Genomic DNA, 22,822 nt, shown 5'->3' on the forward strand with positions numbered 1-22,822 from the left:
CCTAAACATATCATCGGCAGCACAGCGCCAATATTTAGCGCTCTAAGATATAAAGCATAGGCTAAGTTAATGAAAGCACGTAGTTTTTTAATACCCTTAAGTGTCACCACCCTGCTCAGCACAGCGCTAGCACAGGCGGGTACCACGGTGGCGGACATAGAGCTCAGCATTCAACAATTTATGGATAACTACCGCCAAGAGCTGCAACAACGCTACCCCAACGCCAGCCGCATCAGCCACCAAATCAATGCCCTGGACTCGCGCTTGGTGATGGCTGATTGTAGCCAGCTGACTGTAGAGCGCCGCGATAACAGCGCGATTGGGCGAGTAAACCTCAAAGTCAGCTGCTCGCAGCCTAGCAATTGGTCACTGTACGTGCCCACCGATATAGCGCTATTTCACCCTATAGTCGTAGCCGCAGGCCCTATTAACAAACACACCCAGCTTACCGCCGCCGACCTAGACCTGCGCGAAGTCGATTTAGGCAATATACGCGGCAGCTACTACTTTGATAAACATGACGTTATCGATATGGAAACCAAGCGCCCGCTTAAGCCCGGCGCGGTTATTGCCAGCGGCTATTTACAAGCCCCCTTAGTAATAGAAAAAGGCGATGCCGTAGTACTGAGTGCCGAAACCGGCTCGCTGACCGTCAAAGCGCCCGCCATAGCCCTTAGCGATGGCCGTACCGGGCAGCAAATACGGGTGCAAAATCGACAATCCAAACGCGTCATCGATGCCCGAGTTATGGGCCCTGGAGCGGTGCAAGCAACCCTATAAACTCACTAAGCAGAAACCCGTAATAAAAAGGCTAAATATGTTAAAGTTCGCAGCATCACTGCCGATAAATACTATGAACGTTTTATATTTGCCTTAATTTGCCAATTAGGATTTTAGAAAATGGTTAGAGATATCAGTGGCTTAGGAAGCCCAAACCGCAACGAGCTGCGCACTGAGCGCAAGGATGACAACAGCCCGAAAACTGACAAAAGTAATAGCTCAGCTGTGGATAACAGTGCCAGCAAAGCCGCCGTCAGCGATCAGGTCAACCTCAGCAACCAAGCGCAAACGCTAAAAAGCTTAGAGAGCAAGCTGGCCGACTTACCCGAAGTCGACGAAGAGCGTGTAGCCACTATTAAAGCGGCTATAGCCAATGGCGAATACAGCATTAACAACGACAAAATTGCAGAGAAATTACTCGCTTCAGATGCGCTCTTCGGCAAATAGCGCGCACTGAACAGCTCTTTGAGCACCCGCTCGCTTAGCGAGCACAGGCAAATATAAAACATTCAAAAGGTTAATCGTATGGCAACTACACCGCAGCTGTGGTCTGAGCTACAAGCCACATTTCATAAAGACCTACCCCTCACCAGCCAATTGCATACCCTGTTATTGCAGGAGCGCAGCGCCTTAGAAAGCCGTGACTACGACAATATTAAAGCCCTGCTGGCCACTAAAAACAGCTTGGTCAACAGCCTTAAACAACAGGCCAACACCCGCATGCATGCCCTGCAGGCAGCTGGCCTACAGGATGAAGCCAGCACCTTAAAAGCTGCCGAACAAGAGGCGCCCATAGTAGCCAAAGCCTGGCGCCAACTGGCCCAGCAGTGGGACGAGTGCCAGCACCTAAACGCCGTCAACGAGCGCATCTTGCAACGCACCCGCCTAGTGGTCACCCAAACTTTAGATCTATTGCGCGGTGCCAATCAGCAAAACCGCCTCTACGACCCCAAGGGCATGGCTAACAACAATAGCAGCGGCCGCAGTATTACCAGCGCTTAATGAGCAAAAGCCAGCCTAAACCGCCCAGTGCTTTAAGGCTGGCAGCGCCGCTAATAGCGGTAAATCCTCGGGCCGGTCTATATCCGCCAAAGGCGGCAAGCAGTGATAGCGGCAACTTAAAGCCCGGCAACTTTGTGCCAGCACCCGCTCACTGCCCCAACTGATATCAGCAAACAGTTGTGGCCACAGCTGCCTAAAAGCCAATAGCACATAGCCGCCATCCTGGGCGGGGCCAAATACCACCTCAGCCCCCTGCTGCAAACGCTGTAAAGCCTGCTCTATATAGCCCCCTGCAATAAAGGGGCAATCAGCCCCCAGTATTACCACCGTTTCAGCACCGGCCGCTAAGGCATGCTGCGCCATGCCGGCCATACGTTGCCCCAAATCGCCGCCCCCTTGGGGCACTAACTCTAGGTCCAGCGCCAATTGATAGCGTTGTTGTAACTGCTGCCAGCATGAATGCTCACCGGCATAGCATAGTTGCACGGGCGCCAAACTCGCGCGCTGTAACATAGCCAAGCAATGCGCCAATAACGCCTCGTGCAGCTGCGCCGACTGCTGCGGGCTGAGCTGTGGCTGCAGTCGGGTTTTAACCTGGCCTGCGACAGGAGCTTTCGCCATAACCAAGATTTTACAACGCGGATGGCTAAACTCAGCCATAGTACAAGCTGTGCAAACGCTGCGGGCTAACTTTTAAAAAGTAGCCCAGCCGCAGTAGCCACATCAACATAATGGTTTTAAGCACCCCATGCTGTAACCAGCGACGGCTGGAGCTGAGCACTGGGTCGGCCACAACCAAGGGCCTAGCTAAGCGACGCAGCTGCTTACACAGCGCTACGTCCTCCATTAAGGGTATGGCAGGGTAGCCACCCTGCGCTATAAAGACTTGGCGCCGCACAAAAATAGCTTGATCTCCCGTAGCGACCGCAGTGAGGCTAGAGCGCAGATTCATTAACGCTTGTACCATCGGCAACAGGCTTTTACGGCTGTTCAGCCGCAGCTTAAAAAAACCCCAGCTGGGCTGTGAATGCAGTAACTGTGTGAGCGATAGCGCAGCGGGCAGCTGGGTATCGGCATGTAAAAACAACAGATAATCGCCCTGTGCCACTTTCGCGCCAGCATTCATCTGCAAGGCGCGGCCCGCCGGACTTGGCAAAGTCACATCCGCCCAAGCTTGGGCGATGGCAACACTGTCATCCCTACTGCCACCATCCACCACAATGACCTCACAGCCCTGCTGCCGCAGGGGCTGCAGGGCACGCAGGCTAGCCTGCAAACACTCCGACTCATTCAATACCGGTATAATAATGCTCAGCGCAGGCACCGCAGGTTCAGTCATGCAAGGCTCCACCGCAACTGCTGCCCTGGCCCGCGGTGCAGCCAAAGCAGTGGTCGGCTATGTGTATCTCTAGCCCGGCAAAATCCTGCCGCATAACTGAGGATAGGTGCCTACGGCCCTGCGCCGCGGTAGCGCCCATAGGCAAGGCCAACATTTGATTAAAATCACAATCGTACAAATAGCCCTGCCAATCGACACTCAATAGGTTTTTACACATTACCGTTGCCAAATTGCTGTCGCTAAAATTGGCCTTTAGCAAATCCATATATGCCTCAAACTGCCCCTGTGACAGCAGCACCGCACCAAAGCGACTAATAGGCATATTGGTAATGGTATACAACTGGTTAAAAACAATTTGATGACGCTGCTGCAGCTCTTTTTTATAGGCTGCCTCTAGCGCTTGTTGCGGCGGCGGCAATACTGGGCCGGTGGGGTTATACACCAAGTGCAGTGCTAGCTTAGGGTCGCTGCCGTAACCTAGCTGGTTTAGCTGTTGCAAAGCCTTAATGCTATCGGCATACACGCCTTTACCGCGCTGTTTTTCAACATTCTCTGCGCTATAACAAGGTAACGAGGCTGTAATCACGACCTGTTGTTGCGCTAAAAACTCCGCTAAACCCTCCTGCCCGGGCTCCAGCAACACCGTTAAATTACAGCGGTCTATCACCTCCACACCCAAGGCTCGTGCCTGAGCTACTAAATAGCGAAAATGGGGATTCAACTCTGGAGCGCCGCCAGTAAGATCCAATACTTTAATCTGCTGCGCTTTAATAAATTGCAGTAACAGCTCTACGGTCTCTAGGCTCATCATCTCGGTGCGAGTAGGCCCCGCATTAACATGACAGTGCACACAGCTGAGGTTGCACTTATAACCCAGGTTAACCTGCAATATCTCTAGCTTATTACGCCGTATAGGAGGGAAGTCGGTGGCAATTAATAGTGGCCTGCTATCTAACATGATATCTACCCACGCCTAAAAAGTGCTATTAGTGTATTCCTATTGCCCAGCTTCGACCATAGCAGCCTGCTATTGTTCAAAGTCTTTATCACCCAGCCATAAACCAGCGGCTGTTTTTTACACTAATTGACACATAGCCGGTGGCCAGCCTCAGCGTTTCAATTCATAATGCTTAGCTACTAACACTGGCCTAGCGGTTACGGGTACTTAGCTACATGTCATCACTGCAACAAATTAAAGAAAATAAAAACTACCACAGCGCCGCCATTATTTTAGTGCTGTTACTACTATGGATGGCCAGCGGCTTATTTAAAGACAAAGCTAAAGCCGCCAGCCATGAACAAGCTAGCGCCAAAGCACCTTACAGCGTCAGAGCCCAACAAATTTCAGCACAGGCCTATACGCCACTGTTACGCATCGCCGCCCAAACCGAAGCTAACCGCAGTGTGAATGTGCGCGCTGAAGTCAGCGGCCAAATCACTGCCCTACCTATCAGCAAAGGTTCCATCGTCAATGCTGGAGACATCATATGCCAACTAGCCATAGAGGACCGGCAACTACAAGTAGAGCAAGCACTAGCCTTAGTAGATAAATCTGCCCTGGAATACGATGCCTCGCTGCAACTCGAAAACAGCGGCTTTCAAGCCAAAACAGTGATAGCAACAAAAAAATCTGAATTAGAAACCGCTAGAGCCAACCTGCAACGTCGCCGCATAGACTTAGAAAAAATTAATATACGCGCGCCTTTTGCCGGGGTTATTGATAGCCGCCCGGTAGAAATTGGCGATTTAATGCAACGCGGTGATAGCTGCGCCACGGTGTTAGATTTTGACCCTTTGATAGTGGCTGGCCAAGTCGCCGGCGCCAATATTAAGCAAATTAAAAAAGGAGATCAGGTAACGGCCCGGCTATTAACCGGGGAGCAAGTGCAAGGGCAAGTGCGCTTTGTTGCCAGCCAATCCGACAAGCTCACCCGCACCTTTCGGGTAGAGGCGGCAGTCAATAACCCGCAAAATTTATTACACAGCGGCATTACCGCTGATATTTTAGTGGCCGCCCCCGCGGTTATGGCACATGTAGTTTCCCCCTCGCTATTGTCTTTAGATGATGCCGGCAATATAGGGCTGCGCATAATTGATCAACAATCACAGGTGCAGTTTATTAACGTCAATATTATTGGTGATGACAGCCAAGGTGTGTGGGTTACCGGCTTACCCCCACAAACCACAGTCATTACCGTAGGGCAAGAATATGTCAGCCCAGGCCAACAGGTTAGTGCGGTGATGGAAACCAGCCTCGGCCATAACAAACCCATAGCGCAGCAAAAAAATCTTAACACCCAGCAAGCCACCCAACTGTAGGCTTGAAACTATGAAGTATTTAAATACCGCGATTAGCCACCACCGCAGCATGTTTTGCATGCTGCTGTTAATTTTATTAGCTGGCCTCTACGCCCGTTCCAGTACCACTATAGAGTCATCGCCCGATGTGACCATACCGATTATTTGGGTACAGGTTTATTTAGATGGCGTATCACCTGAAGATTCAGCGCGCTTATTAGTGCGGCCCATGGAAAAAGAGTTGCGCAACCTCGAAGGGGTAGACGAACTCATTGCCAACGCTTACGAATCTAATGCGGTAATGATTATTCGTTTTAATGCCGAAGAAGACATAGACCAAGCCTTAGTCAATGTGCGCGAAGCCATAGACAGAGCCAAAGCCGAGTTGCCCAGAGATGCCGAAGAGCCGGTAATTAATGAAATGTCGGCCGATGCTTTTGCCGCCATAGTCGTAACCCTAACTGGCGACCAGGTAGGCGAGCGTCAATTATTTCAAGCAGCACAAAAACTAAAACGACAATTTGAAAACCTGCCCGGCGTACTCAATGCCAACATGGTAGGCCACCGCGAAGAAGTAGTAGAAGCCATAGTAGACCCCGCTTTATTAGAGATTTACCAAATCACCAGCGCCGACATGACCAATGCTGTACTCAATAATAATTTGCTGGTGCCAGCCGGTGAAGTTGATAATGGCAAAGGGCGATTCTCTATCAAAGTGCCCGGGCTAATAGAAAACTATCAAGACGTTTATCAATTACCTTTAAAATCCACCAGCAATGGCCATGTTCTTTTGGGCGACATAGCTGATATACGCCGTACCTTTAAAGACCCCAAACGCTATACCAGCGTTAATGGTAAACCCGCCATTACTATAGAAGTACAAAAGCGCTTAGGTGCAGGCTCTATAGAAATTTCAGCAGCAGTACGTGAGCAGGTTAATGCCAACCTCAAATATTTACCGCAGGGTATAGAAGTGGGTTATGTATTAGATCAATCTGACTACACCAAAAAAATGGTCAACGAAATGCAAGGCAACATACTCACCGCTATGGCCTTGGTCATGATAGTGGTGGTGGCGGCCTTAGGTATACGCTCGGGTATATTAGTCGGCCTTGGCATACCCTTTTCATTATTGTTTGCCATTATTATCACCTACAGCATAGGCTACACCTTTAACTTTATGGTGATGTTTGGCATGTTGCTGGCCCTAGGCATGTTAATAGACGGCGCCATAGTGATTACCGAATTTGCCGACCGCAAAATGGCCGAAGGCCTAAGCAGCCGCGATGCCTATATGGAATCTGTTAAGCGGATGTTTTGGCCGGTTATTGCATCTACCGCCACCACTCTAGCGGCGTTTTTACCAGTGATGTTTTGGCCCGGTGTATCCGGCGAGTTTATGCGCTACTTGCCGGTAACAGTTTTTGCCGTGCTCTTTGGCTCGCTGTTTTATGCCCTGCTGTTTGCCCCGGTGATAGGTGCACATTTTGGTAAAAATAATATGAGCCCTAGTGTGCGCAATTATTTACAGCATTTAGAAAGCGATCCACCCACCAGCTTGGCAGGTATTACTGGCAACTATGCCCGTATATTAGCTTGGTTAGTGCAACGGCCGTTACAGGTAATCCTCGCTACCTTGGCCATATTAATTGCCATCTTTTTACTCTACGGTAAATACAATGCCGGGGTAGAGTTTTTTACCGAATCGGAAACCAAGTACGGCTCAGCTACCGTGCGCGCGCAGGGTAATTTATCCGCACAGGAAATTCGCGACTTAGTACGCGAGGTAGAGCAGCGTATTTTGGAAGTAAAAGGCGTTAACACACTCTACACCGCCAGCGGCAGCGACAGCAGCGACAGCAGCAAAGCCAAAGACCAAATCGGCAGCATATGGATAGAACTTAACGACCCCGCCACACTGGCACGCTCTACCCATGAAGTTTACGCCGAGATCCGCCAGCACACTGCCGACATGCCCGGCATTATTGTTAATGCCAAAGGCTTTGAAGATGGCCCACCGGTAGGCAAGCCCATACAAATACAATTGCAGGGCCTTAATCGCGACAAACTATTAAGCACCGCTCAGTTTATCCGCCAACACCTTAGTACTGTAGCAGGGCTGCGCGACATCACCGACACCACCCCACTGCCCGGCATAGAGTGGGAGATGCAGGTTAACCGCAGCTTAGCCGCACAGTTAGGCGTCAACGTACTAGAAGTAGGCCGCGCCGTACAGTTAGTGACCAATGGCGTTAAAGTGGGCGAATACCGCCCCGATGATGCCGATGAAGAAGTGGATATACGTGTGCGCTACCCCTTAAGCAATCGTGGTATTAATGTGCTGGACCAATTACGTATTAACACCAACGATGGTGTTATTCCCATCAGTGATTTTGTACAACGCGTAGCCAAGCCCAAGGTAGACACCATTAAACGTATTAATGGCATAGAAGTTGTGACGGTTAAAGCCGATGTAGACTTGGGCGTGCTGGCCGATGATAAAGTCAAAGAAATTCAGCAATGGCTGGCGCAACAAACCATAGACCCTGAGGTTAGCGTGGTTTTTCGCGGCGCTAATGAAGAGCAAGATAAATCCAAAGCATTTTTAAGCGTGGCTTTTTCACTGGCCTTATTTTTAATGTTTATCTTGTTGGTCACCCAGTTTAATAGTTTCTACCAGGGGCTGTTAATTTTATCAGCCGTAGTCATGTCTACTGCCGGCGTGTTATTGGGCCTATTAGTAACCCAGGCAACCTTTAGTGTCATACTCACCGGCATAGGCATAGTGGCCCTAGCGGGTATAGTGGTTAACAATAATATTATTTTAATCGACACCTATAACCACCTACGCAAAGCGCAGGCCTTAAGCCCCATAGATGCCGTCATTGCCGCCGGCGCCCAACGCCTAAGGCCGGTTTTTTTAACCACCGCCACTACCATTATGGGTATGCTGCCTATAGCACTTAACACCAGCGTTGATTTAATTTCACGCACCGTTATCACCGGTGGTGAAATTTCATCCACTTGGATACCTTTAGCCACCGCTATTGTTTACGGTTTATTATTTTCAACCCTGCTAACACTAATAGTCACACCTGTGATGCTGGTATTACCCAGCTATTTAGTAAAAAAATATCACAAACTTAAACCCGCAGTACTAATTAACACTTAAAATATTCTGCGATATTCAGTATGCTTAGTTTTTTAAACCACCGCCCTTAGCTCAGCTGGATAGAGCGGCCCCCTCCTAAGGGGCAGGTCGCAGGTTCGACTCCTGCAGGGCGGACCATACAAACAAAAAGGCCCCACCGGGTATTTTAGGTGGGGCTTTTTTGTTTATATCGTTCAGTCTACAGGTTTTGAGTTAAAACGTTCGACCAAATGCGAACAGCATTTGGCTACGAGCAACGCAGTGGTGTAGCCCGCAGGGGATGAAAATCCCTCAATGGGATTTCTTACAGTCTCTAGTCTCTAGTCTCTAGACAAAAAATCTAGCAACTAGAGACTACAAACTAGCGACTTTTTTAATCTATCAAATAGCCTTGCATACGCTCACGCATCAGCTCCGTAATCGGCGTTGCCCTTCTGGCATCCAAATCAAAATATACGCTTTTAGACGTCATTGTGGCGGCGAGCTGGCCGGTTAATTTATTTGTCATTACAAAACTTATAGTGAGCGAACTATTCCCTATGGTTTTTATGCCGCCACTCACTGTCAGTAAATCACCGGCGCGCAGCTCACCCACATACTCTATTTCGTGGCGCACGTCGGCCCAGCCCCGGCCCTGCCACTGCGGATCATTTCTATCCCAACCCACGGCCTCAGCCATCAACTGATAACTGGCATCGTCAAACATGGCCATATAATGACGGGTAGTAAAATGCCCCATCATGTCACATAACCAGGGATGTACCACGCCGTTTAATAAATGATGCATATTATTCCTTAAATCAGTCTCTAGATTTTTTAATCTTTTTACCAGCGACTAGAGACTTGTTACTAGCAACTTCTTTTTAAGCCATAAATTTAAAACTTAAAATAAACACCGCGCCACCTAATGGCGAATCGTTAATTTCAACTTTACCTTGATAGCTGCCTACAATATCTCGCACCACATCCAGACCTATGCCTTGGCCCGCACCGCTAACATCGGCGCGCAAGCCACGCTTGAGTATGGCGTTGCGATTTTCTGGTGCCACGCCCTTACCATCATCGTGTACTTCTATATATAAGTAGCGACTTTCCACATAGGCTTTTAGCATAACGGCGTTATTACAGGCTTTAAAGGCGTTATCTAATACGTTACCTAACACTTCCATCAAATCGCGCTGATCGCCTTTAAACACGGCATCAGAGCTAATTTCGCTACTGAATTGCACGCCCTTGTCGTGGTAAATTTTTTCGAAAGCGCCCTTTATTTTTTCTACGCTGGCCGCTACCGGCACCGACTCACTTAAGGTGTTAGGGCTAGAAACTACCGCCCGTTGCAATTGATGCTTAATAATATCGTCTATACGGCTGGCTTGTTGTATTAAGGTAGTATTAGTTTGATTATTTTTAGCATCTAACTCCAGTTCCGCCTGTATCACTGCCAGTGGCGTTTTTAAACTATGCGCCAGATCGGCCAGTGTGGCGTGGTAGCGCTCTCGCTGTTTGCGTTCGGTGGTAATTAATTGATTCAGGTTTTTTGTCAGCCGCCTTAACTCTACGGGGTATTCACCCTCTATATGGGTAGCCACCCCCTTCTCTATTAATTTTAAGCGCCGCGCCAGCTCCCGCAGCGGCAAAGTACCCCACAGCAAAATCAAAACCAATGCCAGCACCAGTAACAGTGCCGTAACAGCTAACCAGCGGCCAATTTGTTTTCTAAAGTCGGCAATTTTTTGATTGGTGTCGGCTCTATCTTCTAAAACAGAAAAGATAATCAGCTGAGGATCATCATTCACCACTTCCCACATAACCGCGTGCTGGTAAATATAATACTGTTCACTTTTTAGAAAGTGACTTTTGCCTACGCCTAAGCTATTAGCCGTCAATAATTCAGCGCTAAGCGTCAGTGAATGCGCTGAATAAGATCCCCAAAATGCCTGCCCCGCACTATCGCTAATAAAACCATATAAACCCGACTCATGCTTATTAAATCGTGGGTCGTGCAAACTGTCAGGAATGGAGATAGTGTCATCATCCACCTGCGCCACCGAGAGTAAAACATGGGTTTCTAAAGCCAGGCTTTTTTTAATGGACTGCTCAATATTATGAGTAAAAACCTCTACCGTCATATAAGCGATAAAACTAAAGAAAAATGTCAGCAGTAAAACACTGGCAAAAATTAAGCGGCCAAATAAGGAGTTAGGCATGGTCGTCGCTCTCTTGCAGAGTAAAACGATAGCCTTGGCCACGCACCGTGGCTATAGGCTTTAAGCTGTTATCGGGGTCTATTTTTTTACGCAAACGGCCTATAAATACCTCTATTACATTACTATCGCGATCAAAGTCCTGGTCGTAGAGGTGCTCGGTCAGTTCGGTTTTAGAAACGATATCACCCGCCTTTAACGCCAAATACTCCAAGGTATTGTATTCATAGCTGGTGAGTGTCATTAGCTGCTGATTAAGAGAGGCGGTTTTGGCGGTAGTATCTATGCACAACGGCCCAAAGTTTAAGGTAGCTTTGGCCCTACCCATGCTGCGCCGTAACAAGGCATTTACTCGGGCATTAATCTCTTCAAAGTGAAAGGGCTTGACCACATAGTCATCGGCTCCCGCCTCCAAACCCTCAACCTTATCCTGCCAGTCACTGCGGGCGGTTAAAATAAGTATAGGAAAGCGGCATTGGCGCTGTCGCAACTGCCGTATCACATCCAGCCCCGACAGCTGTGGCAGGCCCAGGTCTATAATCGCCAAATCATAGGGATTTTCTAACCCCATGTATAAGCCATCCTTGCCATTATCGGCACTATCTACCGCATAGCCAGCGCGCCCTAGGGACTCTTGCAAGGCTGTGCGCAAATGCGCCTCGTCCTCTATCACCAGTAAACGCATATATGCTGCCTCATCATTATTTTCATCGGGCCAGTATCCAAAGAGCTATTATTCAAATAGCCATATTAAAAGAGCAGGCAAAAAAAAACGACGTGCAATCCCCATTACACGTCGTTTTTTTTTCGCTTAGGATTTAAACCTTAGCGGCAAACCTGCTTAGCAGTTTTGATTTGCTTCTTGCTGCAATCGTCTTTTAAGCCCTTACCTACACACCAGGTCTTGCGCTTATCCCAGGCAGAAATGTCTTTGCTTTCGCCATTAGAGCAGCTAACAACGTAGTGTGAGTAGATTTGGTCGCCTTCAACAACGATATCTTCGTTGTATTTGATGCTCACTGGGCGAGCAGCAAAGGCTTGAGTTGCAGTAATGGCAACAGCGGCTGTGAGGAGTACGGTTCTTAATTTCATAGTCATTCTCTCTTCTACAATAATAATTTTATTAAATGTAAAACTAGTTTCTCTCAATGTGTTACAGATTATGCACTTTTGAAACTTAACCTAAGCTGAACAAAATCATTCAGTTACAAGTTTTTTAATTCATAATCGCTCAAAAAACAGTCAAAACTAAACTTTTGCAGCCTATTTTTATTAGACTTTTCAGCTGCCTTATCTATCCCAGCCTAGCTCATAGGCCAAAGCAGCCGCTGGCTAATCTGCAGCCCTTATCTTTTTTTATCACCACTCTTTAGCAGAATTACGCCCTAGCCGGGCTGACTTGATTAAGCCGTGGATAACGGTCAATAATGCCGGACTACGTTGATTAAGATAAAACCACCAAGGACTGTGATGCTGCCCCCCTTTTTACGCTGCCACATACGCACGCTGCTTATCAGCACCGGCCTAACCATCATAGGCTGCGCCAGCGCCCCGCCTATGGATGCAGCGCTTAAGCTCACCAGAAATGGCCAGTTTGAACAGGCTGAACTAGCACTCAATAGCGCCATCGCCGAGCAGGGCAAAAACCGACTACTGCATCGCCTAGAGCTGGGCATGATCAACCACCTAAAAGGCGACTACCAGCGCAGCACCTATTACTTTGATGAAGCTGAGCAATTAATAGACAACAACTACACCATCAGCCTCAGCAATGAAGTTGCCAAATTACTTACCGGCCCCAGCCTAACGCCCTATCAAAGCCAACAGTTTGAAAACAGCTTTGTGCATTACTATAAGGCGCTAAACTATCTCAAGCTGGCACAAAACAGCGATCATATAGACAACGACTATCTAGACTCCGCCCTAGTAGAAATACGCAAACTCAGCCATCGCTTAGAGCAACAGCGCTTCCAAACCGGCGGCTACCCAGCTCGCCCCGCCCCAGGCAATGACGAAGAGCGCACCGCCACACAACTATTAGACTTATTCAAACAAGCCTTGGGCGAACCCGCCCACAGCGATAAGCTGGTTTACCGTGACGATGCCTATGGCCATTATATTGCAGGCTTATTATTTGAATTAGCAGGCAATGCAGACAACGCCCGCATCTCCTATCAGCGCGCCGCACAAAGCTACCAAAATGGTTTTGCACAACAATACCGACTGGGCGACAGACCCGCTCAGCAAGCCTGGTACGATGTGGCCCGCGTGATGAAACTGGATAATGACCCCGGCTGGCAAGACATAGCCCAGCGTCATTTAAGCAGCCAGCAACGCCAACAATTACAAAACTTAGATGCTCAAACCAGCGACCTGGTAATTATTCAACACAGCGGCACCATGCCGCGCCGCGAAGAGCTAAACCTGCGGCTTACCCTGGACAGCTACTCCCGCTCACTGGTGCTATGGCCCATGCCTACCGGCAGCCGCGAGCAACAAAGAGCCCAATTAGCCTGGTTTTTAATGCTTTATTCAGATACCAGCCTGTTTGATATTTTGCAAAACTATGCGGTGGGTGATGTAGGCACCGTCGTACAAGGGGCGATTAGCAAGCGCATACCCATAGGCATGCTGTGGCGCAATGTAGAAAAACTGAACTTAGTAAAAGCCTTGGAGTTTGGCGCTCGCGTAGCCGTGCCCTATTACCCGCCGCTGCAAAATAGCGTCAATCACAGCGAACTCTTTATCAATGGCAGCAAAGCCAGCCAGCTGCTGCCCGCCGAATCCATTATGCGCATCGCCTTGCAAGAGCAAATTCGCCGCTCCAATACCGATATACAACTGGCGCTTACCCGCGAGCTCACCAAAGCCATAGCCGCCCAGCATACCGCCGACGAGTCGGGGGCGGCAGCGTTAGGCGGGCTATTAAAAATTGTTAACTTACTAACTGCCTCTGCAGATACCCGCAACTGGCTAACTCTGCCCAATAGCATACAGCTCAGCCGCCTTAACCTAGCCCCCGGTCAACACCAGATAGAATTAAAAACCACTTTAAACAATGGCTTTGTGGTACGGCAAAAGCAGACGTTGAATGTGGTGGCGGGCCGCCCTACACTGTGGCATACCCATACTTATCAACCGGTGGGCATAGCCAGCAAGCCCCTGTGAAATATTTAGCGTTAAAAAACCAACCATACGATAAAGGAATAATATGATGACCACCTTGACGACTCTACTGCCACGCCTAGGCTTACTCGCGTTATTGTTTGCTGGCCTATCCGCCTGTAGCACGGTTTCGGTATCGCGAGTAGACAGCAGCCAGGAAATCGCCCTCACCGATAAGTGGAATGATAAAGACTCCCAACTCACCGCCGAGGCCATGATAGAAGATATGCTCACCTTCCCTTGGATAGCCGAGCATATGCGCAAAAAAGATCGCCGCCCCACCGTTATTATTCAACGGGTACGCAATAAATCCCACGAACATATCGCCACCGACACCTTTACCAATGATTTAAAACGCGCCCTATTGCGCAGCGGTAAAGTAGACTTTGTAGCCGACAGTGAAATACGCAAAGACATACGCGCCGAACGGGCCGACCAAGAGCTAAACGCCAGCAGTGATACCCAAGCGCAAATGGGCGAAGAGACCGGTGCCGACTACGCACTGTCTGGCACCATTAACTCCACCTTGGACGAGCTGGACGGCAAGCGCGTTACCGCCTATCAAATTGATTTACGCCTTATTGATATGAGCACTAACCGCGAAGCCTGGAATGGCCAGAAAAAAATTAAAAAACTACAGGAGCGCTCAAAGTTTGGCTTCTAACCTCCCCCCCCGTTGCAACACTCTACTCGCGGGCTGCCTAGTAATGGCAGCCTTAACCGGCTGCAAAACCGTTAGCTCGCAAGTGCAACACCACACTGGCGATGAGCAAGCCCAGCGCGAAGCCGAACTGCACGCCCAGGCCGACGATGCCTTTGCCGAGCTAGAGGGCAAAGCGAAAAAACGCCCCCTCACTCCCCCGCAGACTAGCCCGGCACTACAAAAACCAAGTGCCAGCGACCCGATGGTAAAAACCCACCAACGCCAACCCGATTGGGTGATGACGCCCCCCAGTAACCCCGAGTATGTTTTCGGAGTAGGCTCAGCGGGTATTAACTCTACCAGCGCTACCGCCAGCCAAATAGCCGACGAGCAGGCCAAGGTCAACTTAGCCGCCAAGCTGCGGGTATCGGTGAGCGCCGTTAACAATGCGCAAGAGCGGCTGCAACAAGGTGTGGTCAGCCAATCCTTTAACAGTGAAGTACGTAATACCGTGGCACCAACCAGCTATAGCGGCCTTAGTATTATTGAGCGCTATATCGATAAAGCTAACGCCACCGTTTACGCCTTAGCCGCCCTGCACAAGGCCAGCGCCCTGTCCAACCTGCAGCAACAAATCGCCCAGCTGGATCAACAGCTACTAGCCGCCAGCCAGGCCAGCGCCCAAGGCAGCACACTCAATAGGTTACGCAAAGCGCTACCCAGCCTTAAATTATTAGCCCAGCGCGAACAGCTCAACCAACAAGCGCTGGATATATCCAATGGCCAGCAGAGTTTCGCCCTTAGCCCTGAGCTCATCGAATTTCAAAATATTATTTACGCGCTGCTGGATACATTACAGTTTCGTATAGTCCAAAACGGCGATGCGATTTTGCGCGACAGCTTAATCAAAACGCTAACCGACCAAGGTATGCGGGTAAGCCAGCAAGGTGCCGCCGATATAGTACTGAGTTACAAGGTAAACTGGCGCCATATACACAGGGATAGCCAACACTATCAACTGGCCAATGCCACCGTTAGCCTGCAAGATGAGCAGGGCAAAACCCTATCCACTTTTATAGAAAAGGCTAAGGGCATCTCCAGCGATGCCGGGCTAGCCAAAGATAAGGCGCTGGAAAAACTCGCCCAGCAGCTCAGCCAATCGCTGGGGGCGAATTTAGTCAAAGCCATAGACTAACATTCACTAGGCCAATCGCACTGGCCAGCAAAGCAACAACGGGAATAGATGTGAGTAAACATAGCTACGATTACGATTTATTTGTTATAGGCGCCGGTTCCGGCGGTGTTAGAGCTGGCCGCATGGCCGCAGGCTACGGTGCCAAAGTAGCGGTAGCCGAAGACCGCTACATGGGCGGCACCTGTGTTAATGTGGGCTGTGTGCCCAAAAAACTCTATGTTTACGCCTCACAGTTCAGCCACGCCTTTGAAGACGCCCGCGGCTTTGGCTGGGATAGCAAGCGCCCCAACTTTAATTGGGCCACCTTACGGGACAATAAAAAAGCCGAAATCAGCCGCTTAAACGGCGTATACGACGGCCTATTAGGCAATGCCGGGGTTACCGTATATAACGGCCGCGCCCGCTTTGTGGATGCCCACACCGTAGAGGTTAACGGCCAACAGCACAGCGCCGAGCGCATTGTTATCGCCACCGGTGGCTGGCCCTATATACCCGATATTCCCGGCCGCGAGCACGCCGTTAGCTCTAACGAAGTATTTGATTTAGAAAACTTTCCGCAACGTATTATCGTCGTAGGCGGCGGTTACATCGCGGTGGAATTTGCCGGTATTTTTAATGGCCTAGGCGCACAAACCACCCAGCTGTATCGCGGCCCCTTATTTTTGCGCGGCTTTGACGAAGACGTACGCCAATTTGCCGCCCAAGAAATTGCCAAGTCCGGGGTTAACTTACAGTTCAACAACAATATCCAAGCCATAGAAAAACAAGCCGACGGGTCGCTGCTGGCACAACTAGAAGACGGCAGCAGCCTAGCCTGTGATGCCATACTCTACGCCACCGGCCGCAAGCCCCATTTGCAAGACTTAGGCTTAGAACACGTCGATATCGCCCTTAACGACAACGGCACTATCAAAGTGAACCAGCAATACCAAACCAGCACCCCGCATATATATGCGCTGGGTGATGTTACCGGCGGCATGGAGCTCACACCTGTCGCCCTAGCCGAAGGTATGGCACTGGCCAAAACCCTGTATAACAACGAGCCTAGCACGGTGGACTACGACAATATCGCCACCGCCGTTTTTTGCCAGCCCACCATAGGCACTTGTGGTTTATCGGAGCAACAAGCTAAAGAAAAATACGGTGATATTACCGTTTATGAATCCAACTTCCGCGCTATGAAGCACACCATAGGCGGCCGTGAAGAACGCACCTATATGAAGCTTATCGTCGACACCGCCAGCGACAAAGTGGTGGGCGTACACATGGTGGGTGACGAAGCCGGTGAGATTATTCAGGGCATAGCCATAGCCATGAAAGCCGGTGCCACCAAGGCCCAGTTTGATAGCACCATAGGCATACACCCCACCGCGGCGGAAGAGTTTGTGACTATGCGCAGCCCGCGCGCATAAAAATATAGCTGCCCCCCTGTATGGGGTAGGCATTAGGCTAGGCGCTGGCATCCATACCAGCGCCTCTCTAGTGTCCGGTTAAAGCACTATTCCAGTCATGCCGGGCTCCGACACGGCATCCACGAAAACTGAAATATGCTAGCAATCCTCAGCGTGTGATTAGAATACGCTATCAAAATAGTCATTTTTTAAAAACCTGTATTAAATGCATGCTACGAACTTCGTAAGCCTATGGATACCGGCTCAAGGCCGGAACGACAACCTGAAAGTGAGTCATAAATCTAAACGAGGTGAATTCTATTTACTATTTTAGTGTCAAATACATACCATTACGATTTTAACCGGACACTAGTGTATCAGCGCCTGGCTTACCAGCAGCTACCTTCTCCTTGAGTTTCAGACCGTTGTCCCCCTACATTTAAATTTTTTTCAGCTCGTTAGACATTCGTTCAAAGCCACAGCTCTAAACACGATGGATCAAGCAAGCCAAATTCAGCCTGTGTACTATACTGGCCCATTATGAAGACCGTAGATGAGATGGACTTTGATAGCCTATTACAGGGCATAGATGATGGCGCCAGCCCACTGGTATTTTGCCGCTGCTGTCACACGCCTATTACCAGCCAGCACGAACAGGCCATCATAGGCAATAACAGCCACCACCGTTTCACCAACCCCGCCGGCGTCAACTACCATTTGCGCTGTTTTAACAATGCCCACGGCTGCAGCATTACCGGCCCCGCCAGCGAAGAATACAGCTGGTTTGCCGGCTACCAATGGCAACTGGCCCTGTGTACAGAGTGCGGCGAGCATTTGGGCTGGTATTATCAGTACTGCCGTAGCAGCCATAGCCAGCGTTTTTTCTTTGGTTTAATAGCCGATAGGTTAATGGATCAACTGGGCTAGGCTTTCGTGCTACACTGCGCCGCCTAGTAACAGCAACGACCTATGCGCTATGACTGGCAGAGATTTTATTGCCCCCCCTTGCACCGAAGATATACATATACTCTGGCAGGACGATCAGTGTTTACTGGTTAACAAACCCGCTGGTTTACTCTCGGTGCCCGGCCGCCACCCCGCCAACCGCGACTGTCTTATCAGCCGAGTGCAAGAGCAATACCCCAGCGCCAGAATCGTACACCGCCTAGACATGGATACCTCGGGGATTATGGTGCTGGCGCTAAACGCCGATAGCCATAGGCAGCTCAGCCGACAGTTTGAACAAAGGCTCACCCACAAATGTTATATCGCTGAAGTGTTTGGCCTAGTAGCAAAAGATAAAGGCAGTATAGAGCTGCCCATCATCACCGACTGGCCTAATAGGCCCTTACAAAAAATTGACCACGAGCAGGGTAAAGCCGCCTTAACCCACTACCAAGTGCTGAGTAGAAACCCCACGCGCAATAGCAGCCGAGTATTGCTCACCCCCATCACTGGGCGCTCGCACCAGCTGCGCATACACCTAGCGGAAATAGGCCACCCTATTTTAGGCTGTGATTTTTATGCCCACCAGCAGGCTAGAGCCCTATCACCGCGGCTATTGCTGCACGCTGAAACCCTGCATTTTCACCACCCTGTTAGCGATGAAGTCATTAAAGGCTACAGCCCCTGCCCCTTTTAATGCGGCCAGTTCTTTAACAAGGCTATAGGTACGAGCACCAGTCACTCCAGCTGCCCGCATACAGCTTGGCGTCCTCCCTGCCCGCCTCGGCCAGCGACAATAAATTAACGCAGGCCGTGACCCCCGAACCGCAGTACACCATTAACTCATCCTGATTAAGCAGCTCCTGCCAACGCGGTTGCTGTTGCTCAGTCAGTAACTGCCCCTGCTCGCCGGTGACACTCTGCCAAGGGTAATTAACAGCCCCCTCTATATGCCCAGCGATAGGATCTATAGGCTCCTCTTCGCCGCGGTAACGCGGCGCTTCACGGGAGTCTATGAGTGCACAATTCGCACCGCGCTGTATGACCGCCTCGCGATTTACCAATAATTCGGGGCGCGGCGCAGCGATAAAGTCCCCCGCTATGCTGCTGGGGATAGCAGCATCACAAGGTAAACCCTGCCCCTGCCAGGCCTTAAAACCCCCGTCTAACACTTTTACCTGCTCATGGCCCAAGTAGCGCAGCAGCCACCACAACCTGGCAGCAAAGGCCATGCGCTGATCATCATAGGCCACCACCAAGGTCTTATTAGTCATACCCAGAGCCTGCAAACGCTGCTGTAATCGCCCACTATCAGGCAAAGGGTGACGGCCACCATGCCGCCCCTTGGGGCCGGACAAATCTTCATCCAAATGCAAATAATGGGCACCACTAATATGGCTTTGCTGGTAGCTGCGGCGACCGGCCTGCACATCTGCCAGTGAAAAACGGCAGTCTATAATCAATAACTGCTCGCGGGGTTTAGCCGCTAACTCCGCCGGTGAAATCAAATATTTTGGCATAACACTACTCTTTAATTACTTACCTTTTTATTACTTAGCTTTTTAATGCTTAGCTTGGCGCTGGCCGCGCAAAGCAAATTGCCCAGCGGGTGATATAGGCTATGCTAAGCAATACCTTTTTATCAAGTAATATAAACATGGACGATTTTACTAGGCCCCTCTACAGTGATAGCGGCGCACAATCAGGCAGTTCTATGGATAAGCTAGAGGCGAAAACACGCTTCCTCTACCACTATGCCCCTATAGGTATATGGGAAGAAGACTGGAGCAAAACCAAGGCGCTATTCGACTCTTTAACACCGCAGCAGCAAAAAAACTTTGAGCAATACCTAAAGCAAGACCCTGCGCGGGTGGAGGCCTTTAAACACACTACCCAAGTCATATCGGTAAACCCTGCCGCCCTACACCAATATGGCTACTGCGAAGATGAACACGACTTATTTTTACAGGAGTACGATGTTTACATAGCCGATTTTCTTCCCGACCTAATTAGATTTTCTCAGGGGGAATATGTCAGTACTAGTGTGAGCGAAGAAACCGGGCGCTTTGGTAAAAAGTTAATTTTTCGCGACACCTACTGCATACCGGAAGACTATCGCCACGACTGGCGGCGGGTTATTTGCATCTCGCAGGAAATATCACAAACCCTACAACACGAGCGCATAGTCGACGAACAAGTACGCCACTTAGAAATGGCAGCAGCTATAGCCAAAATAGGCTATTGGAATGTGGGCTTAAGCGAAAATGCCAAAATTCAATATTCAGGCCAGTACTTGCAATTGATGGAATTAGAAAGCCAAGACGCCATCACCCAAAGCGACATTAACAAAATAATACACCCTGAAGATTTGCCAAAAGTTCTTAACACCTTCAAAAAAGCTGACACCCACCTGCAGGATTACAGCATAGATTACCGAGTCATCACCCCCAAAGGAAAATTAAAATACATACATGAAATAGGGCAAATATTAGCAAATCAAGATGGCAAGACCTATTCTCACCACGGCATTATTCAAGATATCAGCACCGAGGTTTTTAAACAGCAACAACTGGAATCCGCCAAGCAAAAAATTAACCAATTAAAAGAACAGTTTATGGGGGCCATTAACGCACTCACAGTAGGCATAGGCTTATTCGACAGCAACAACAAACTCATAAAATCCAATAACTACCTCAATAGCTATTTTAATGAATTTGATATAGATCTGTACCAGCCGGGACTTAATTTCCATGAAGCTATAAAAAGCATTATCCAAACTGACGACTACAAAAATAATAAAGAACAGAAACAACAAGACTTTCAACAATGGTTTATTAGCAACTCTGAAAAAGCCTTTGAATATTACGACAACTATAGCTGGCTCAGCCTGCATAAAGAAACGCTAGCGGATAACAGCTACGCCATCACCCTTTCCGATATTAGTGAGCTCAAAGAGCGCGAACACCTACTACATGAAAAACAACAAGAGCTAGAGCGATTAGCCACCAAAGACGCACTCACTAATATTTATAATCGTCGCAAATTTAATGAAAGCCTCAACCATGAATTTAGGCGTAGTATGCGTAATAAAGAGCCGCTATCTTTAATTATGTGCGATGTAGACTTCTTTAAAAACTACAATGATAACTATGGTCATATCAGTGGCGACCAATGTTTACAACAGGTGGCCGAAGCCATACACCAGTGCTTTAATCGTGTCACTGATATAGTCGCCCGCTACGGCGGGGAAGAGTTCGCCATAATCCTGCCCAATACTGACCAGCTGCTAGCAGAGCAACTAGCCGCCAAAATGCTAGCCGCGGTTAAAGATAAAAACATCCCTCATCAAGGCTCAAAAATAGGTGATTGCGTTACCGTAAGCGTGGGGGTAACCACTATGAATAATTGCCTGCAACACAGCCAAATCGACCTTATAGACTGTGCCGACAAGGCCTTATATACGGCCAAAGAACAAGGCCGAAACTGCATGTGTAGCAACCTCTGCCTATAACTACAGCGACACACGCACATATTCAAGGCAGGCTAACAGCCTACAACGCAGCCAATTCAACTCAATAAACATATTAGCTTAGGCAAAGGGGATTCCATCGTCATCATCACAAGCCCCTTTAACTCCGTTTTAAGGAAACTAATTAGTTAGCGCCTAGAGCCAGCAGAAAACGGCCCCAGCTGCAGTACTACTTATTTGTGGGCCTAGCACTAATCGTTTAGATTGATGGGCTTAAGCTTATATAGTATGGTCGTGGCATATTCAGCTTAAGTAACTCTGGCTAATAAGCTTTTTAACTTAACAAGAGGCAAACTCATGCGCTATTTACTCGCTATACTCCTACCCCCAGTGGCGGTTTTTCTTTGTGGCAAGCCTATGGTTGGCATTTTAAATATCATACTCACCCTATGTTTTTGGGTACCTGGCGTGGTACATGCACTATTTGTGGTACACAGCCACCTCAACGAAAAGCAAACTCAAAAAATTGTTGATGCCATAAACAACAAAGGTTAAGCCCATGCTACTGCGCGTCTTGTTAATCAGTATTCTGTTTACTCTCACCGCTTGTGAAAGCACTTATTTCAATGCCATGGAAGAACTGGGCATACACAAGCGCGATATTTTGGTAGACCGCATAGAAGATGCCCAAGACGCACAACAAGAAGGGCAGGAGCAGTTCAAAACTGCCCTAGAGCAATTTAAAGAGGTGGTTAACTTTGACGGCGGCGAACTAGAAGAAATGTATAACCGCCTCAACAGCGCCTACGAAGACAGTGTAGACGCCGCCAACAACATCAGTAAACGCATAGACAAAGTTGACTCCGTAGCCAATGCCCTGTTTGATGAGTGGCAAGATGAGCTGGAGCAATACACTAACAGCAACCTTAGGCGCAGCAGCGCAGCGCAACTTAAAAGCACTCAACAACGCTATAGCCGCCTGCTAAAAGCCATGCGCAAAGCTGAAAGCGCCATCGCCCCCGTGCTTAACACCTTGCGTGATAACAGCCTATATCTTAAACACAACCTCAATGCCCGTGCGATTAGTTCACTGAAGGGCGAACTGGGCTCAGTCAACCGCGATGTCACCGCCCTAATTAAAACGATGGAACTAGCCATACAAGAGTCCAATAGTTTTATTAAAGAGCTAAAAGCGGGCAGTTAAACTCCCCCCATCACCACTCATATAATGCATCAGCTC

At 49.1% G+C, this 22,822-nt stretch carries 22 protein-coding genes and 1 tRNA gene; 15 read left to right on the forward strand and 8 right to left on the reverse strand.

What is annotated here, in order from left to right; translation table 11 throughout:
* Window positions 1-69: 69 nt before the first annotated feature.
* The 3 genes from flgA (at window position 70) to NO559_RS01395 (ending at window position 1,782) form a co-directional block, all read left to right on the forward strand.
* Complete coding sequence (gene flgA / locus NO559_RS01385; protein ID WP_258329979.1) at window positions 70-780, forward strand: flagellar basal body P-ring formation chaperone FlgA; 711 nt, start codon at window positions 70-72, stop codon at window positions 778-780.
* Between the two features lie 120 nt (window positions 781-900).
* The gene (flgM, locus tag NO559_RS01390) at window positions 901-1,227 is read left to right on the forward strand and encodes a flagellar biosynthesis anti-sigma factor FlgM (protein ID WP_258329980.1); all 327 of its coding nucleotides are present in this window, start codon (window positions 901-903) and stop codon (window positions 1,225-1,227) included.
* 78 nt (window positions 1,228-1,305) lie between these two features.
* A complete protein-coding gene (locus tag NO559_RS01395) occupies window positions 1,306-1,782 on the forward strand; it encodes a flagella synthesis protein FlgN (RefSeq protein WP_258329981.1) in 477 nt (158 codons plus the stop codon).
* A 15-nt stretch (window positions 1,783-1,797) separates the two neighbouring features.
* On the opposite strand, the gene NO559_RS01400 is transcribed toward NO559_RS01395, so the two are convergent.
* The 3 genes from NO559_RS01400 to arsS are packed head-to-tail and all read right to left on the reverse strand — an operon-like array spanning window position 1,798 to window position 4,079.
* Window positions 1,798-2,442, reverse strand: coding sequence for a TIGR04282 family arsenosugar biosynthesis glycosyltransferase (locus NO559_RS01400; RefSeq protein ID WP_258329982.1), 645 nt, complete (start codon window positions 2,440-2,442; stop codon window positions 1,798-1,800).
* Entirely contained in the window at window positions 2,435-3,121 is a 687-nt protein-coding gene (locus NO559_RS01405; protein WP_258329983.1) for a TIGR04283 family arsenosugar biosynthesis glycosyltransferase, read from the reverse strand. The genes NO559_RS01400 and NO559_RS01405 overlap by 8 nt, the downstream gene beginning before the upstream one ends.
* A complete protein-coding gene (arsS, locus tag NO559_RS01410; RefSeq protein WP_258329984.1) occupies window positions 3,114-4,079 on the reverse strand; it encodes an arsenosugar biosynthesis radical SAM (seleno)protein ArsS in 966 nt (321 codons plus the stop codon). The genes NO559_RS01405 and arsS overlap by 8 nt, the downstream gene beginning before the upstream one ends.
* 215 nt (window positions 4,080-4,294) lie before the next feature.
* Here arsS and NO559_RS01415 point away from each other — a divergent pair, with 215 nt between their 5' ends.
* From NO559_RS01415 to NO559_RS01425, 3 genes are all read left to right on the forward strand, one after another.
* On the forward strand, window positions 4,295-5,440 hold the full coding sequence (locus NO559_RS01415) for an efflux RND transporter periplasmic adaptor subunit (RefSeq protein ID WP_258329985.1): 1,146 nt from the start codon (window positions 4,295-4,297) through the stop codon (window positions 5,438-5,440).
* Between the two features lie 10 nt (window positions 5,441-5,450).
* Window positions 5,451-8,591 carry an efflux RND transporter permease subunit gene (locus tag NO559_RS01420; protein ID WP_258329986.1) on the forward strand — a complete coding sequence of 1,047 codons (3,141 nt, stop codon included), beginning with the start codon at window positions 5,451-5,453 and terminating at the stop codon, window positions 8,589-8,591.
* A gap of 40 nt (window positions 8,592-8,631) precedes the next feature.
* A tRNA-Arg gene (locus tag NO559_RS01425) sits at window positions 8,632-8,708 on the forward strand.
* A gap of 235 nt (window positions 8,709-8,943) precedes the next feature.
* Here the strand turns inward: NO559_RS01425 and NO559_RS01430 are convergent.
* The 4 genes from NO559_RS01430 to NO559_RS01445 all read right to left on the reverse strand — a co-directional run bounded on the left by NO559_RS01430 (window position 8,944) and on the right by NO559_RS01445 (window position 11,866).
* Window positions 8,944-9,357, reverse strand: coding sequence for a thioesterase family protein (locus NO559_RS01430; RefSeq protein ID WP_258329987.1), 414 nt, complete (start codon window positions 9,355-9,357; stop codon window positions 8,944-8,946).
* A gap of 76 nt (window positions 9,358-9,433) precedes the next feature.
* Window positions 9,434-10,777 (reverse strand): ATP-binding protein, encoded by a 1,344-nt coding sequence (locus NO559_RS01435; protein WP_258329988.1) that lies wholly within the window; start codon window positions 10,775-10,777, stop codon window positions 9,434-9,436.
* A complete protein-coding gene (locus NO559_RS01440; protein WP_258329989.1) occupies window positions 10,770-11,459 on the reverse strand; it encodes a response regulator transcription factor in 690 nt (229 codons plus the stop codon). Before NO559_RS01440 ends, NO559_RS01435 begins: the two co-directional genes overlap by 8 nt.
* A gap of 140 nt (window positions 11,460-11,599) precedes the next feature.
* The gene (locus tag NO559_RS01445; protein WP_258329990.1) at window positions 11,600-11,866 is read right to left on the reverse strand and encodes a hypothetical protein; all 267 of its coding nucleotides are present in this window, start codon (window positions 11,864-11,866) and stop codon (window positions 11,600-11,602) included.
* Window positions 11,867-12,244: 378 nt separating this feature from the next.
* On the opposite strand from NO559_RS01445, the gene NO559_RS01450 reads away from it, so the two are divergent.
* From NO559_RS01450 to NO559_RS01475, 6 genes are all read left to right on the forward strand, one after another.
* Window positions 12,245-13,942, forward strand: a complete 1,698-nt coding sequence (locus NO559_RS01450; protein ID WP_258329991.1) for a hypothetical protein — start codon at window positions 12,245-12,247, stop codon at window positions 13,940-13,942.
* Between the two features lie 43 nt (window positions 13,943-13,985).
* Window positions 13,986-14,603 carry a penicillin-binding protein activator LpoB gene (locus NO559_RS01455; protein ID WP_258329993.1) on the forward strand — a complete coding sequence of 206 codons (618 nt, stop codon included), beginning with the start codon at window positions 13,986-13,988 and terminating at the stop codon, window positions 14,601-14,603.
* Between the two features lie 43 nt (window positions 14,604-14,646).
* Entirely contained in the window at window positions 14,647-15,777 is a 1,131-nt protein-coding gene (locus NO559_RS01460) for an LPP20 family lipoprotein (RefSeq protein ID WP_258329994.1), read from the forward strand.
* A gap of 50 nt (window positions 15,778-15,827) precedes the next feature.
* The gene (gorA, locus tag NO559_RS01465) at window positions 15,828-17,189 is read left to right on the forward strand and encodes a glutathione-disulfide reductase (RefSeq protein WP_375542730.1); all 1,362 of its coding nucleotides are present in this window, start codon (window positions 15,828-15,830) and stop codon (window positions 17,187-17,189) included.
* Between the two features lie 519 nt (window positions 17,190-17,708).
* Window positions 17,709-18,095, forward strand: a complete 387-nt coding sequence (locus tag NO559_RS01470; protein WP_258329995.1) for a cereblon family protein — start codon at window positions 17,709-17,711, stop codon at window positions 18,093-18,095.
* Between the two features lie 49 nt (window positions 18,096-18,144).
* On the forward strand, window positions 18,145-18,810 hold the full coding sequence (locus NO559_RS01475; RefSeq protein ID WP_258329996.1) for a pseudouridine synthase: 666 nt from the start codon (window positions 18,145-18,147) through the stop codon (window positions 18,808-18,810).
* Window positions 18,811-18,832: 22 nt separating this feature from the next.
* Here the strand turns inward: NO559_RS01475 and NO559_RS01480 are convergent, their stop codons facing one another.
* Window positions 18,833-19,633 carry a sulfurtransferase gene (locus tag NO559_RS01480; protein WP_258329998.1) on the reverse strand — a complete coding sequence of 267 codons (801 nt, stop codon included), beginning with the start codon at window positions 19,631-19,633 and terminating at the stop codon, window positions 18,833-18,835.
* A gap of 137 nt (window positions 19,634-19,770) precedes the next feature.
* Between NO559_RS01480 and NO559_RS01485 the strand changes: the two genes are divergently transcribed.
* From NO559_RS01485 to NO559_RS01495, 3 genes are all read left to right on the forward strand, one after another.
* Window positions 19,771-21,624, forward strand: a complete 1,854-nt coding sequence (locus NO559_RS01485) for a diguanylate cyclase domain-containing protein (RefSeq protein ID WP_258329999.1) — start codon at window positions 19,771-19,773, stop codon at window positions 21,622-21,624.
* Window positions 21,625-21,939: 315 nt separating this feature from the next.
* Window positions 21,940-22,137, forward strand: a complete 198-nt coding sequence (locus NO559_RS01490; protein ID WP_258330000.1) for a YqaE/Pmp3 family membrane protein — start codon at window positions 21,940-21,942, stop codon at window positions 22,135-22,137.
* A 4-nt stretch (window positions 22,138-22,141) separates the two neighbouring features.
* Window positions 22,142-22,786, forward strand: coding sequence for a DUF2959 domain-containing protein (locus NO559_RS01495; protein WP_258330001.1), 645 nt, complete (start codon window positions 22,142-22,144; stop codon window positions 22,784-22,786).
* Window positions 22,787-22,822 lie beyond the last annotated feature (36 nt).

The sequence above is a fragment of the Dasania sp. GY-MA-18 genome (assembly GCF_024734385.1).
GTDB classification, from domain to species: domain Bacteria; phylum Pseudomonadota; class Gammaproteobacteria; order Pseudomonadales; family Dasaniaceae; genus Dasania; species Dasania phycosphaerae.

Coding starts and splice junctions, on each gene's coding strand:
- NO559_RS01440 (WP_258329989.1), bottom strand. CDS start 11,459: ATGCGTTTACTGGTGATAGAGGACGAGGCGCATTTGCGCACAGCCTTG.
- NO559_RS01400 (WP_258329982.1), bottom strand. CDS start 2,442: ATGGCTGAGTTTAGCCATCCGCGTTGTAAAATCTTGGTTATGGCGAAA.
- NO559_RS01435 (WP_258329988.1), bottom strand. CDS start 10,777: ATGCCTAACTCCTTATTTGGCCGCTTAATTTTTGCCAGTGTTTTACTG.
- NO559_RS01485 (WP_258329999.1), top strand. CDS start 19,771: ATGGACGATTTTACTAGGCCCCTCTACAGTGATAGCGGCGCACAATCA.
- NO559_RS01420 (WP_258329986.1), top strand. CDS start 5,451: ATGAAGTATTTAAATACCGCGATTAGCCACCACCGCAGCATGTTTTGC.
- NO559_RS01430 (WP_258329987.1), bottom strand. CDS start 9,357: ATGCATCATTTATTAAACGGCGTGGTACATCCCTGGTTATGTGACATG.
- NO559_RS01495 (WP_258330001.1), top strand. CDS start 22,142: ATGCTACTGCGCGTCTTGTTAATCAGTATTCTGTTTACTCTCACCGCT.
- NO559_RS01415 (WP_258329985.1), top strand. CDS start 4,295: ATGTCATCACTGCAACAAATTAAAGAAAATAAAAACTACCACAGCGCC.
- NO559_RS01405 (WP_258329983.1), bottom strand. CDS start 3,121: ATGACTGAACCTGCGGTGCCTGCGCTGAGCATTATTATACCGGTATTG.
- flgM (WP_258329980.1), top strand. CDS start 901: ATGGTTAGAGATATCAGTGGCTTAGGAAGCCCAAACCGCAACGAGCTG.
- NO559_RS01450 (WP_258329991.1), top strand. CDS start 12,245: ATGCTGCCCCCCTTTTTACGCTGCCACATACGCACGCTGCTTATCAGC.
- NO559_RS01395 (WP_258329981.1), top strand. CDS start 1,306: ATGGCAACTACACCGCAGCTGTGGTCTGAGCTACAAGCCACATTTCAT.
- flgA (WP_258329979.1), top strand. CDS start 70: ATGAAAGCACGTAGTTTTTTAATACCCTTAAGTGTCACCACCCTGCTC.
- NO559_RS01475 (WP_258329996.1), top strand. CDS start 18,145: ATGACTGGCAGAGATTTTATTGCCCCCCCTTGCACCGAAGATATACAT.
- NO559_RS01480 (WP_258329998.1), bottom strand. CDS start 19,633: ATGCCAAAATATTTGATTTCACCGGCGGAGTTAGCGGCTAAACCCCGC.
- NO559_RS01490 (WP_258330000.1), top strand. CDS start 21,940: ATGCGCTATTTACTCGCTATACTCCTACCCCCAGTGGCGGTTTTTCTT.
- NO559_RS01460 (WP_258329994.1), top strand. CDS start 14,647: ATGGCAGCCTTAACCGGCTGCAAAACCGTTAGCTCGCAAGTGCAACAC.
- NO559_RS01455 (WP_258329993.1), top strand. CDS start 13,986: ATGATGACCACCTTGACGACTCTACTGCCACGCCTAGGCTTACTCGCG.
- NO559_RS01445 (WP_258329990.1), bottom strand. CDS start 11,866: ATGAAATTAAGAACCGTACTCCTCACAGCCGCTGTTGCCATTACTGCA.
- arsS (WP_258329984.1), bottom strand. CDS start 4,079: ATGTTAGATAGCAGGCCACTATTAATTGCCACCGACTTCCCTCCTATA.
- NO559_RS01470 (WP_258329995.1), top strand. CDS start 17,709: ATGAAGACCGTAGATGAGATGGACTTTGATAGCCTATTACAGGGCATA.